This is a genomic window from Sphaerospermopsis reniformis, assembly GCF_005402885.1.
GTDB lineage: Bacteria > Cyanobacteriota > Cyanobacteriia > Cyanobacteriales > Nostocaceae > Sphaerospermopsis > Sphaerospermopsis kisseleviana.
This window is the reverse complement of the sequence record NZ_BJCE01000023.1, coordinates 25,037-37,641: the sequence shown is the minus strand read 5'-3', so window position 1 is coordinate 37,641 and position 12,605 is coordinate 25,037. Positions and strand designations below refer to the sequence as shown.

Annotated in this window: 13 protein-coding genes; 6 read left to right on the top strand and 7 right to left on the bottom strand. The window is 38.5% G+C overall.

Going from position 1 to position 12,605, the window contains the following annotated elements:
• Positions 1-221: 221 nt before the first annotated feature.
• Complete coding sequence (gene nadA / locus FFR48_RS05565) at positions 222-1,184, top strand: quinolinate synthase NadA (protein ID WP_137666649.1); 963 nt, start codon at positions 222-224, stop codon at positions 1,182-1,184.
• 42 nt (positions 1,185-1,226) lie between these two features.
• Here nadA and FFR48_RS05560 read toward each other — a convergent pair whose 3' ends face one another.
• The 7 genes from FFR48_RS05560 to FFR48_RS05530 all read right to left on the bottom strand — a co-directional run bounded on the left by FFR48_RS05560 (position 1,227) and on the right by FFR48_RS05530 (position 8,751).
• On the bottom strand, positions 1,227-2,132 hold the full coding sequence (locus tag FFR48_RS05560) for a hypothetical protein (protein ID WP_137666652.1): 906 nt from the start codon (positions 2,130-2,132) through the stop codon (positions 1,227-1,229).
• A gap of 120 nt (positions 2,133-2,252) precedes the next feature.
• Positions 2,253-3,383 (bottom strand): CO2 hydration protein, encoded by a 1,131-nt coding sequence (locus tag FFR48_RS05555; protein WP_137666648.1) that lies wholly within the window; start codon positions 3,381-3,383, stop codon positions 2,253-2,255.
• Between the two features lie 139 nt (positions 3,384-3,522).
• Positions 3,523-4,029, bottom strand: coding sequence for a hypothetical protein (locus FFR48_RS05550; protein ID WP_137666647.1), 507 nt, complete (start codon positions 4,027-4,029; stop codon positions 3,523-3,525).
• 54 nt (positions 4,030-4,083) lie between these two features.
• A complete protein-coding gene (locus tag FFR48_RS05545) occupies positions 4,084-4,611 on the bottom strand; it encodes a hypothetical protein (RefSeq protein WP_137666646.1) in 528 nt (175 codons plus the stop codon).
• 2 nt (positions 4,612-4,613) lie between these two features.
• Positions 4,614-4,913, bottom strand: a complete 300-nt coding sequence (locus tag FFR48_RS05540) for a hypothetical protein (protein ID WP_137666645.1) — start codon at positions 4,911-4,913, stop codon at positions 4,614-4,616.
• 380 nt (positions 4,914-5,293) lie between these two features.
• Positions 5,294-6,772 (bottom strand): NADH-quinone oxidoreductase subunit M, encoded by a 1,479-nt coding sequence (locus tag FFR48_RS05535; protein ID WP_137666651.1) that lies wholly within the window; start codon positions 6,770-6,772, stop codon positions 5,294-5,296.
• Between the two features lie 122 nt (positions 6,773-6,894).
• Entirely contained in the window at positions 6,895-8,751 is a 1,857-nt protein-coding gene (locus tag FFR48_RS05530; RefSeq protein ID WP_137666644.1) for an NAD(P)H-quinone oxidoreductase subunit F, read from the bottom strand.
• A gap of 117 nt (positions 8,752-8,868) precedes the next feature.
• Here FFR48_RS05530 and FFR48_RS05525 point away from each other — a divergent pair, with 117 nt between their 5' ends.
• The 5 genes from FFR48_RS05525 (at position 8,869) to ccmM (ending at position 12,544) form a co-directional block, all read left to right on the top strand.
• Positions 8,869-9,075 (top strand): hypothetical protein, encoded by a 207-nt coding sequence (locus FFR48_RS05525; RefSeq protein ID WP_137666643.1) that lies wholly within the window; start codon positions 8,869-8,871, stop codon positions 9,073-9,075.
• Between the two features lie 593 nt (positions 9,076-9,668).
• Complete coding sequence (locus tag FFR48_RS05520) at positions 9,669-9,977, top strand: carbon dioxide-concentrating mechanism protein CcmK (RefSeq protein WP_006276527.1); 309 nt, start codon at positions 9,669-9,671, stop codon at positions 9,975-9,977.
• 99 nt (positions 9,978-10,076) lie between these two features.
• On the top strand, positions 10,077-10,421 hold the full coding sequence (locus FFR48_RS05515) for a carbon dioxide-concentrating mechanism protein CcmK (protein WP_096571313.1): 345 nt from the start codon (positions 10,077-10,079) through the stop codon (positions 10,419-10,421).
• Positions 10,422-10,427: 6 nt separating this feature from the next.
• Positions 10,428-10,730, top strand: a complete 303-nt coding sequence (ccmL, locus tag FFR48_RS05510; RefSeq protein ID WP_096571311.1) for a beta-carboxysome shell vertex protein CcmL — start codon at positions 10,428-10,430, stop codon at positions 10,728-10,730.
• Between the two features lie 158 nt (positions 10,731-10,888).
• The gene (gene ccmM, locus FFR48_RS05505; protein WP_096571309.1) at positions 10,889-12,544 is read left to right on the top strand and encodes a beta-carboxysome scaffolding protein CcmM; all 1,656 of its coding nucleotides are present in this window, start codon (positions 10,889-10,891) and stop codon (positions 12,542-12,544) included.
• Positions 12,545-12,605: the final 61 nt, after the last annotated feature.

Here is a 12,605-nt window from a genome sequence, read left to right as displayed (position 1 = left end):
ATAAAAGTAAACGCAATTGCAATACCTGTCGTACTGGTAGTTGTTTTGAGCGCGTAGGGGGATAATTGACTATCCCTTTTGAGCAAGTCTTAAAGAATCTGCGTGTCTTTAGACCGCAGAGTGTCAAAAATTACCCTCATCAATTGTCTACCATTTTTGGTAAAAACTACTATAATTGAATCCATAAAGTAACAATTTGTAATCAAAAGCAGTTCTTAATTGTGTTTACAACTAAACTCGCTCGACTACAGGGTACACTACCACTAGATTTATTTGCCGCTATTGAGGATCTGAAAACAGAACTCAACGCGGTGATATTAGCGCATTACTATCAAGATCCAGATATACAGGATATTGCAGATTTTATTGGTGATTCTTTACAATTAGCAAGAGCAGCAGCACAGACAAATGCAGATGTGATTGTGTTTGCTGGCGTTCACTTCATGGCAGAAACCGCAAAAATCCTCAATCCTGATAAATTGGTACTATTACCAGATTTAAATGCTGGTTGTTCTTTAGCTGATAGCTGTCCCCCAGATCAGTTTGCAGCTTTTAAAGCCGCACACCCAGACCATCTAGTAATTTCTTACATTAATTGCTCTGCCGAAATCAAGGCCATGAGCGATATTATCTGCACCAGTTCCAACGCTGTAAAAATTGTCCAGCAAATACCCAAAGAACAACCGATTATTTTTGCACCAGATCGGAACTTAGGACGGTACGTAATGCAGCAAACAGGACGGGATATGCTGTTATGGCAAGGTAGCTGTATTGTCCATGAGACATTTTCGGAAAGGAAAATAGTTGAGTTAAAAACTACACATCCAGAAGCAGAGGCGATCGCTCACCCAGAATGTGAAACCAGCGTTTTACGTCACGCCAGCTATATCGGCTCTACAGCGGCTTTATTGAATTATTGTCAAAAAAGCCCTAGCCATGAGTTTATCGTGGCTACAGAGCCAGGAATCATCCACCAGATGCAAAAATTAGCACCGGGTAAACACTTTATTCCTGCCCCTCCTGAGAATAACTGCAATTGTAACGAATGTCCATTTATGCGGTTAAATACCTTAGAAAAGCTGTACCTAGCCATGAAAAACCGCACCCCTGAAATTACCATGTCAGAGGATATCCGTCTGGCAGCACTCAAACCCATGCAACGGATGTTAGAAATGAGTGTTTAGCCATCAGGAGGCAGGAGGCAGGAGGGAAATATTTTGCACCAATCACCAATCACCCATTTTTTCTGCTTCTTTCTCAGCAGCTTTACTATATTCCCTGTATAACTTAGTACGAATTTGTGCTTCTTGATATCGGCTATGACTAGGTGGAACCTGACTCATTAAATCAGAACCCCTTTGCCATATAGCAGCTAATTCCAACCACTGAGTTGAAGTTGCAGCTGTTTTACCAGCAGCAGAGGCTTGATTAGCAAGTCTCACTGCATCTGCAAATTTGTCATCAGATGTATCATTTGCCGATTGAGCAGGGCTTTTTTGAGCATGAGAGGATGATACTTCTGATTTAACTTCACCTGCGGTTTTTACAGAAGGAGAAATTTGTAATGGTATCAGATTTTTTATTGAATTACCTAAACGTTCATCAAACAAAGCAGCCAGCAAAAGTAATGCACACAAACTAACTGATCCAATGATCAGCTTTTTGATTGTATCTTTGTTTTTATCCTGGTTAGTAAGTAAAGATTGAGCTTTAGGTAAAATCGGTTTTCCAAACTCAGTATAGGCTGCTGTAAAATCTTGAATTAATTGCTGGAAAAGACTAGGCTGAGATAAAGTAATTTCCTGTGACCAAAGTAATTGATTTTCGCTATTGCGGTTAATTTCCTCCAACCATAATAATTGCTCTTCCCGCACAATGCGACTGTTGATCTTGACTTTGCGAATGTTACGCGGTGCAATGGACTCTAAAATTTGCTGGATGTTGGCTACCAAGGTAGACTGCTCAAGTTGTTCTACCGTAGCCGCTTCACATAAAATTTGTAACACACCATCAGCAAAGATCGCTCTAGTTCTGACACCAGACATCACGAGTCTTTCGTTCAATAGCTGAATAATAGCGGCAACGCTGCCCTGGTGAGCTTGCCAAGCTATATCGTTAATTCTATCTACCATTTGAGATTGAGTGATCACTCTCGCACCCTGACCTATGAACTAACTCATTATCATTAATTTTGCACTCTGTTGTCACTAACTTCACCTAGTCTAAAGCAAACTTTTGTCTGTACCTATGTACTATTCATTTACTTCTAATAACCGAGAAGTTTTAAATCTATCCATCCACTTTTCTAAATATACCCGATTCGCTGTTTGCTCAGATTGATCTTCTGTATCTACAGGATAAGGCATCAATCCTAAAATAGCAGCACTGGTGACACAAAACATTGATTTTTGGAAACTCATACAAATTTGTACACGCAGATCATCTTCACCCCGCAAACTACGCTTATAAATTTCATGTAAATAATCTGGTAAATAATGGCGCATATCTTGCATTAACAATGTGGGAGGAATACCCGCACCACCAATAGGTAAAGGATCTGCATATAAAGCACCATATTGAAATCTTGCCTGATCTGGGGGAACTTGATATGCTTGGGCGTTTAAAGAAACAGTTCCTAAAAAGGGAGTTCCCCGGAAAAATACCGCTTCTACATAAGGAACTGCGGTATCTGGCAAGAATTTTAAACCAACTGATTTAGGAATAATATCATAAACCTTACCGCCAATTTTCACATCGTAGGTAATAGGTCTTAAAGCATCTTTTACCAAACCTGCTTTAATATGTTCCACAACTTCAGGAATTGATTTAATTTTACCTTGATCATAAAGGTCTGATAAGCTGAGAAAAATATCAGCCATGACTCGCCAAAATTGACCTAAACCACTATAATAGGCAGATACTCGCAACTGTTCAATTAAAAAATCAGGGAACAGATTGTTAATTCCTAACATTAAAGGATTATACTTAAACTTAGCAGCTATTACCGCTTCTGCTCTTTCTGTAAATTCTTTACTATCTAAATAATTATCTAAGCCACCACCACCATGCCACATCATGGTTTTCATGCAATATTCTGCATACTCAAAATTAATTCTGTCATGCCACCAATGACGCAGTAATTGAGATAAAGAAACTTTACCATTAAAATATTTAAAAAATGGGAAAAACACTAAAAACTGATGTTCAGCAATGTAAATAAGATTTTGGGAATAAGCATCTAAAACCACACCATAACTTTTCAGAATACCCACTACTTCTAAAACATTTTCTGGGCTATCTTTCAGTAAAGCTTGTCCAGTTTGTAAACGCTGAATAAACTCATTCAAGGGATGATCAACGGGTTTGTTTTTGGTATTAACCATTATTTTTAGCTCCCACTATCTCATATAATTAATAGGTATCCGTATTTATAGATTTTAACAAAGATTAAGCTAGTTTTGGAATAAAAAGACTATAATAGTTATTTTTGATGCTGTTTGTTTTTTAAACCCAACAAGAATCTCAGTTATTTGAAGTTGTAAATACAACATCTAGCGTTATAGGTTTCTCGGTAAAAGCTTTTCTTAATTTAAGGCGCATTTTACTCCCTTCTACACGACTAGATATAGTTTGACAGATATCTGCATGAGAAATATCATGTTTATTACCTGTATCATACACACAAAAGGCTTTAAGGTTATCATCAGTTTTTATTGATCTGACATTTTCACAACTTGTATAAACAACACCTAAAAAATGTTTATCTTTACCTCTTTTTTGATCTAGATTTAGTTTATATTCAACTTTTTTATTTAATTCTTCTAGTGAAGTATATGTTTTTCTATTTACAGACATACCTTTATCCTGAGAATCAATAAATGCAGAAGAATTAACTTTTCCAGTTTCTTTATCTATGTGAATAGGTGAATAAATTTGTCTGATTAGTATTTCATCATCTTCTATAATACCTGGAGAATATTGACTAACTGAAACTTTTTCGCAATTACATTCAGAATCATTTTCTTGCACAAACTTACATCTATTAGATGTTACATTATAAATTTCTGAACAATTCATAGAAAATTAAATTTTATTGATTAAGTTAATTAAGTTCTTTGGTAGTTCATTTACCTCTTGAATAGATACAGATTCTTCTCCTATTTCCAAATCACTATCTGTTCCGTAGTACCAAAATGTTCCATCACCTTCAAAACATACTTCAGCATAAATATTATCTTTTTCCCAAAATAAACCAACTATTCCAGTACCACTTACCATTGGTTTAGGTAATGATATAGAATCAGGTAAAATTTTTACGAAAGAAATAGTTTCTGCAATTGTTTTTGATTGAGGTGCAATTCCTTGATATCCATCCCAATCATCAGGTAAAGACAAATAATTACGTATTTCATTAACTATTTTAGCCTTTTTTCTTAATTTATTAAGCCTAATTTCTTCATTTTCAAAAGCGGCACATTTGTGATAGTATTCGTTGGTTTGTACTTTCTGCATCTGCATGGAAATAGAAGTTATGATCTTGGTTTTCCGCAGAAATTCGTAATTATCTTTTAATAAGTAAGATTTTTCAGGTTGTGATTTTATCTTTAACATTTTTATTCTCCATCACTTTCTTGTAAGGTTAAACTTGCCAAAGTTTTAATGATTTCCTCTTTATGACTGTCTATGACACTAATTATTTCTAGCTCGTCAGTTTTAACTTGCTGTAAGAATCTAGCGCATACTTTGAGTAAAGTAACTGTGGGAATAGCTATCTGTACTTTTAATTCTTCTATTTGTTTTTCATTATTATCTTCTGAAATGTCTACAACAGAGTAAAAATTTAGTTTACTTACGGTTGAACCAACCATAATACCCGCACCATCAGCATATATTTCTAAATGTTTCGATTTCATATATAAAATCCTTCAGGTTGTTTTTTGTCTGTAGCTGCTGTGAATTTATGGCTCTCCTAGAGTGGTTATGGTAATTTAATAAAAAATAACGGCTAAAACTATTATCATACAAGGATTCCACTAATCCAAAACAATAGATTTAATAAAAATTGATTTTGATTTTATTGAATCTCTTGATACATAATGAACTTAACCAAGTATTAAGTGTTAAATGGTCATATCTAGTCTAGGAGAGCCGAATTTATTTATTCATAATAACATGAATATGGACATTTTAACTATTAAATTATTGATTAATGCTGGTTGCTAGAATTGGGATATCAAACTAAATTTTCCCAATCTCTAGCATCCATTATTCAATTTTGAGTTTTCCTCTGGTATCAGAGTATTTGAGTTAATAAGTTCTGTGTATTTACCATTCCTTGTATTGTCGCTTCGGTCCAATGTACTAACCAAGATGGTTGGATGCCAAAAACCACAATTAACACAGCTAAGATTAAAGCAGGAATGCGATCGCTCCAATATACTCTTGGTAAATTCATCACTTGCTCAGATAACCGCCCAAAAAAGGCACGATTTACCAAAATTAAGAAATAAACCGCCGTTAAACCAGTTCCCAGCATTGATAACAGGGTTTGTACCGGAAAAACTGCATAACTACCCCGAAATACAATAAATTCGGAAATAAAACCCACCATTCCAGGTATACCTGCGCTGGCCATGACTCCTAAAATAATCAAACTACCAATCACTGGCATTCCTCTTTCTGGGTTCAGTAATCCCCGAATTACTTCTAAATCACGGCTACCAGCTTTTTGATACACAACCCCCACCAAGAGAAACATCAACGCAGAAATTAAACCGTGACTCACCATTTGCATGACAGCACCCAAGACGCTGAGGGGTGTTGCTGCTGCTGCTGCTAATAAAATATAGCCCATGTGTCCGATAGAACTATAGGCTACCATTTTTTTCATGTCCGTTTGCGCGATCGCACAGGATGCACCAAACAATACACTAATCACCGCATAAGTTGCTAACGTTGGTGCTAGATATTCCCAAGCTTGGGGTAACAAGTTCATCCCAAATCTGAGTAAACCATAAGTTCCTAATTTCAACAATACCCCAGCTAATAAAACAGAAATTGGTGTAGAAGCTTCGACGTGGGCATCGGGCAACCAAGTATGAAAAGGAACGAGAGGAATTTTAATGCCAAACCCAACTAAAATTCCTGCTAATAATAATAGTTGAGTGGCTAAAGGTAGAGTGTGAGCATTTAAAGTTGCTAGTCCAAAACTAGGAGAATGACTCAACCAAACCATGCCCAAAAAACTAGCTAAAATTAAGATTCCCGAAATCGCAGTATAAATCAGAAACTTAGTAGCAGCATACCCCCGTTTTGCACCACCCCAAATAGCAATCAAAAGATAGAGGGGAATCAATTCCAATTCATAAAACAGGAAAAATAACAATAAATCCTGTGCTAAAAAAGCTCCTGTCACCCCTGCACTCAGCAGCAGCACCAAGGAGTAATAAAATTTAGGACGTTGAAGAGATTCATTACTACTATAGATGGCAATACCTGTTAAAAGTCCATTTAACAACAGCAATGGCAAGGATAAACCATCTACACCTAAATTATAGTTTAAACCTAACGCATCTATCCAAGGTAACGACTCAGCAAACTGTATTCCCACTTCCCCAGGATTAAATTTAATTGTCAGGAAAACCGTCCACAGAAAAATAATTACCGCCAAGGCCAAAGCTATTTTACGGGCAATTTTCCCACTCAGAGTAGCGGGATAGAAACCAATTAAAGCTGCACCCAGTAACGGCAGCAATATCAATGTACTTAGCATCATAATGAGGAGTTCAGGAGTTTAGGAGTTTAGGAGTTTAGGAGTTTAGGAGTTTAGGAGTTTAAGAGGAAGTAGGGGAAGTAGAGGAAGTAGGGGAGGTAAATAACCCAGTCACCAGTCCCCTAAAAAGGCAATTTATCCAGTAAACCCAAGGACCAGCTAATAAAGAAACCAAGAAGGCTGATCACAACGAGGATAGTTAACATATAACCTTGGGATTGACCGGAAATGCTGTATTTTAAGCTTTGTCCGCCAAAAATAGTGGCAAAGCCGACTAAGTTTACCAACCCATCCACTAAATAGCGATCGCTCCATGCAGATATCTTGGACAATAATGCTACTGCACTAACTATGGTGAAGCGATAAACTCTATCAATGTAAAAATCATACCCTAGTAAATCTTGTAAAAATCTCCAGCCCAGAATTGTGGATCTTGACCAACCTTTATGCAAGTAAATCGTTGAGCCAATCACCACCCCTAAGACCGTGGAAGTCATCAAAGCTAATATAATGTACCAATCAATACTTTCCCAGTTTGGTAGTAAGTACCATTGCTGAAGCATCATTGGTATTAGCAGGGTGATGATAGTTAAAGTCACCATTGGCAAAGCCATTGGCCAACCGACTTCTGGGGCGCGGCGTGTTTTCTGTTGTGGTTTTCCCCAAAAGATGAGCCGGAAAACTCTGGTTAAATTTAAAGCTGTCAAGCCATTAACCAAAACTAAAACTGCAATCACCCAAGGGTTAACTTTGATTAAGCCATCAGCCCAAGCCAACATTGCCCAAAAACTACCCAAGGGTAATAATGTCACCATCCCTGCTGAACCAACTACAAAGGCGGTGGTAGTAGCTGGCATTCTTGACCACAAACCACCCATTTCTGTTAAGTCTTGACTTTGGGTGGTATATATGATGGAACCGGAACTCATAAATAATAAGGCTTTGGCGATCGCATGAGTTAGCAACAACATCAAAGCTACACCACCTTGTTCTAAACCCACTGCCAAAAACACCAATCCCATATAGGCACTTGTAGAATGAGATAAAGCCCGTTTAATATCAATCTGGGCTATTGACACCAATGTTGCACCCACCGCAGTCACCGTACCCATAATTACCAAGGCATTGAGCGCCACAGGGGATAGAACTAATATGGGCTGAATCTTGTACAAAACATAAGCACCACCAGCCACTACCAAAGAGTTTCGCATTACCGAAGCCGGGTTTGGTCCTTCCATTGCCTCATCTAACCACAAATGTAGGGGAAATTGGGCGCACTTACCAGCAGGACCAGCTATCAAGGCTATACCCAGTAATGTTGATGTTAATGGACTTAAATTAGCGGTTTGTACCCACTCATACAAGTCAGAAAAGTTCAAACTACCAGCTTGGGTGGAAAGCGTGACAACAGCCATCAGCAATAATAAATCTCCCACACGCTTGGTTAAAAACGCATCTCGCGCTGCTGTGACTACCAAGGGTTGAGCATACCAAAAACCCACCAACAAGTAAGTAGAAAGGGTGAGAACTTCCAGCAAGGCATAACTGAGGAACAAAGAATCACTAATCGCTAAACCAGTCAAAGCGGCTTCAAAAAATCCCAAAAGCCCAAAAAATCTGGCTAAAGACCAGTCTTTCTCCATGTAACCCAGGGCATAAATTTGAGCTAATAAACTTAATCCTGTGATTAAAACTATTGCCCCAATACTTACTGGTGACAGTTCTAAAGCAAAGGTTAGCTTAAAATCCGCAGTTTGAAACCAAGTAATTAATAAATTTTCTTGGTCTCTGTTCCAGATGTCTCGAAATACAATCAGGCTATGGATAAAACCTAGTAAGGTAGTCAACAAGTTCAAGTAAGCAGCAGGTCTAGGTCCTGTACGTTGAATTAACCCAATGCCCCAAGGCAGTGTTAAAATTGCCCCTAGTAAGCTATAAAAAGGTACAAACCAACTGGTGAAAAATAGAACTTCATTCATTTAATTTTTCCTTGACGACTCAGTCTTTGGTTTCTTAAACAGCCTTAAATCAATCATTTGCTTAAAAAATGTTAATTTTGAAAAAATCAAGTTTTTCTTAACTATTTCTCAAAACGCTTGAATCAGTATTTTTACTTTATTTTTACTTTCACCTGCGCTATTCACGGGCAGTTAGATATAAATTTACAAAGTTTACAAAGTTTACAAAGTTTACAAAGTTTACAAAGTTTACAAAGTTTACAAAGTTTACAAAGTTTACAAAGTTTACAAAGTTTACAGATTTCGCAGCATTTACTGATTTTCAGTATTCAGCAATCTTGTTAAAAAAAACAAGGACAAAAGCCAGTCGGTAAATTTGTATTGTGGAATTGGGCAAACTTTTAATTTCATCAAAAACCTCTCTGCTTATAATTAGGTTAAAACTGATTACTGATAGCTGAATGCTGACTAATTATCTTCTTTAATCATCTGATGGAACATTTGTCTTCCTACTTTGAAAAAAGAATTTTATACTTTATATTTAAAAATCTTATATATTGTTCATTTAATATCTGTGCCAATAGCAAAAATCAAGGAAAGACTGAGACAGTAAAATATACAGCCTTTGTTCAATCCTGAGTAGTTCAGATTAGCCCTGGTTATGAATGTGATTTTTTAAAGTAATAAAAAAATTATAAAGCATAAGTGGCCACTCTAGGAAACCGTGAACTTTGATGTATTTTTTGGGTATATTAAGTTTTGTTAAGTTTTTTAAAAGTATTTTATCATAAACTATTATAGTAATTTATGTTGCCAGGGATGCCAAGGTTTCATATCCTTAATTTTAGAAGTATTTTTCTTCAATGCTCAAAATGAGCATCCCCGTCAAAAAAATACACCCATAGTACAGATTGTATTAAATTTTTAGGAGTTCTGCGATGCCAATTGCAGTTGGAATGATTGAGACAAAAGGGTTTCCAGCAGTAGTAGAAGCTGCGGATGCGATGGTAAAAGCAGCCCGTGTTACCTTAGTAGGCTATGAGAAAATCGGTAGTGCGCGTGTTACCGTAATTGTGCGGGGTGATGTATCTGAAGTACAAGCTTCAGTAGCAGCGGGAATTGAAGCCGCAAGAAGAGTCAATGGTGGTGAAGTTTTGTCTACTCATATCATTGCTCGTCCCCACGAAAACCTAGAATATGTATTACCGATTCGGTACACAGAAGCAGTAGAACAGTTCCGAACCTAAACACTTTTAAAATAAAGTGGTTAAAGGATTTGCTTGCTTACGTGGAAAATTTGTCTGTTTGTTGTTTGTTGAAAAATTTGATTTAAGGATAAAAGAATAATGTCAATTGCAGTGGGAATGGTGGAAACCCTGGGCTTTCCAGCAGTAGTAGAAGCTGCTGATGCTATGGTAAAAGCGGCTCGTGTTACCTTAGTAGGCTATGAAAAAATTGGTAGCGGTCGGGTAACAGTTATTGTGCGTGGTGACGTTTCCGAAGTCCAAGCTTCTGTAGCAGCAGGAGTAGAAAACGTGAAACGAGTTAACGGTGGACAAGTGTTGTCTACACACATAATTGCTCGTCCTCACGAAAACCTGGAATATGTACTGCCAATTAGATATACAGAGGATGTTGAACAATTCCGGGAAGGTGTAAGCGGAATTCGTCCTTTCAGAAGCAGACAATAATTAAGAATGCAAATTGCTAAAGTGCGTGGCACAGTAGTTAGCACCCAAAAAGATCCGAGTCTGCGGGGTGTAAAACTACTAATGTTGCAATTAGTAGATGAAAACGGAAATCTCCTCTCAGAATATGAGGTAGCAGCCGATAGTGTGGGAGCAGGAGTAGATGAGTGGGTACTTGTCAGTAGAGGCAGTGCCGCTCGTCAAGTTCTTGGTAACGAACAACGTCCGTTAGATGCAGCAGTAGTGGCGATAATAGATACCATTCACGTTGAAGATCGTTTCATTTACAGCAAAAAAGATCAATATAGATAGTCAGAAAAAAGGGAACAGGGAACTCTTAACAGGGAACAGGGAACAGGAAGAGAGAATAAAAATAATTTATTGCCTTTTGCCTTTTGCCTTTTGCCTTTTGCCTTTTGCCTTATTCTTCTAACCACTGACAAAAAGCATATTTGAGGAGGAATCTCACAATGGCAGTCCGCAGCACGGCGGCACCCCCAACCCCGTGGTCTAGGAGTTTAGCTGAACCAGATATCCATCAAACCGCATTTGTACATTCTTCTTGTAATCTCATTGGGGATGTACACCTGGGTCAGAATGTGATTATTGCTCCAGGAACTTCGATTAGAGCAGATGAAGGTACACCTTTTTATATTGGTGAAAATACTAATATTCAAGATGGTGTAGTCATTCATGGGTTGGAGCAAGGCCGAGTAATTGGTGATGATGGCGAAAAATACTCGGTATGGATTGGTAAAAATGCTTCTATTACCCACATGGCGCTGATTCATGGACCAGCTTATGTTGGGGACAGTTGCTTTATAGGTTTTCGCTCCACTGTCTTTAACGCCAGAGTCGGAGCAGGTTGCATCGTCATGATGCACGCATTAATACAAGATGTAGAAATTCCTCCGGGGAAATACGTAGCTTCTGGTTCTATTATTACGACCCAGCAACAAGCGGATCGTTTGCCAGATGTACAAGATCAGGATCAGCAATTTGCTCACCACGTTGTGGGGATAAATCAGGCTTTGCGGGCTGGTTATCGCTGTGCAGAGGATCTCAAGTGTATTACCCCAATTCGGGATGAACTGAATGTTTCTGGGGCAAAATCTTATACAAGCATTACCGTTGAAGAATTGGATAGGAGTAGTGAAGTGGCAAGCAAATTGGGTGCAGAAACGATAGAGCAAGTGCGCTATCTACTGGAACAAGGTTATAAAATTGGCACAGAACACGTAGATCAAAGACGTTTCCGCACAGGTTCTTGGCAAAGCTGTAAGGCTATTGAAACCCGGTCATTAGGGCAGGCGATCGCCGCCTTAGAATCTTGTTTAGTAGACCACAGTGGCGAGTATGTGCGGTTGTTCGGCATTGACAATGGTAGAAAACGGGTATTAGAAACCATCATTCAACGTCCTGATGGTGTAGTTAGCAACGGTACATCTAGCTTTAAAGCTCCGGCGGCTACATCTTACAGCAGCTACAACGGCAATGGTCATGGTAACGGTGCTGTTGCCAGTGGTAGCCTCAGTGCCGAAACCATTAACCAAATTCGCCAACTTTTGGCTAATGGCTACAAAATTGGTACAGAACACGTGGATGAGCGTCGTTTCCGTACAGGTACATGGCAAAACTGCCAACCCATTGAAACAAATTCTGCTAATGAGGTAGTAGCAGCGTTAGAAGATTGTATGGTTTCCCATCAGGGGGAATATGTACGTTTAATTGGCATTGATGCTAAAGCTAAACGTCGCGTACTAGAAACCATTATCCAACGTCCTAACGGACAAGTAGTATCTTCTGGCACAGCGAAACCAGCAGCAGCTTCTTATGGTGGTGGAACTGCAACCGTAACTAGCACCCGTTTAAGTGCAGAAGTTGTAGATCAACTGAGACAGTTGTTACAAGGTGGGTTGAAAATTAGCGTAGAACACGTAGACCAGCGCCGTTTCCGTACAGGTACTTGGGCGAGTGCCGGACAAATTGAAGCGAGAACAGAAAGAGATGCGATCGCTGCTGTAGAAGCTTGCCTCTCTGAATATCCAGGTGAATACGTGCGTTTAATTGGAATCGACACCGCAGCAAAACGCCGCGTGTTAGAAGCAATTATTCAGCGTCCATAATTTTAGGTGATAGGTGACAGAAGGCAGGAGTCAGGAGTCAGGAGTCAGGAGTCAGGAGTCA

What these genes read in the sequence shown, in the direction of transcription:
- FFR48_RS05560 (WP_137666652.1), bottom strand. Translation starts at nt 2,132, where the DNA reads ATGGTAGATAGAATTAACGATATAGCTTGGCAAGCTCACCAGGGCAGC.
- FFR48_RS05555 (WP_137666648.1), bottom strand. Translation starts at nt 3,383, where the DNA reads ATGGTTAATACCAAAAACAAACCCGTTGATCATCCCTTGAATGAGTTT.
- FFR48_RS05545 (WP_137666646.1), bottom strand. Translation starts at nt 4,611, where the DNA reads ATGTTAAAGATAAAATCACAACCTGAAAAATCTTACTTATTAAAAGAT.
- FFR48_RS05540 (WP_137666645.1), bottom strand. Translation starts at nt 4,913, where the DNA reads ATGAAATCGAAACATTTAGAAATATATGCTGATGGTGCGGGTATTATG.
- FFR48_RS05535 (WP_137666651.1), bottom strand. Translation starts at nt 6,772, where the DNA reads ATGCTAAGTACATTGATATTGCTGCCGTTACTGGGTGCAGCTTTAATT.
- FFR48_RS05530 (WP_137666644.1), bottom strand. Translation starts at nt 8,751, where the DNA reads ATGAATGAAGTTCTATTTTTCACCAGTTGGTTTGTACCTTTTTATAGC.
- FFR48_RS05520 (WP_006276527.1), top strand. Translation starts at nt 9,669, where the DNA reads ATGCCAATTGCAGTTGGAATGATTGAGACAAAAGGGTTTCCAGCAGTA.
- FFR48_RS05515 (WP_096571313.1), top strand. Translation starts at nt 10,077, where the DNA reads ATGTCAATTGCAGTGGGAATGGTGGAAACCCTGGGCTTTCCAGCAGTA.
- ccmL (WP_096571311.1), top strand. Translation starts at nt 10,428, where the DNA reads ATGCAAATTGCTAAAGTGCGTGGCACAGTAGTTAGCACCCAAAAAGAT.
- ccmM (WP_096571309.1), top strand. Translation starts at nt 10,889, where the DNA reads ATGGCAGTCCGCAGCACGGCGGCACCCCCAACCCCGTGGTCTAGGAGT.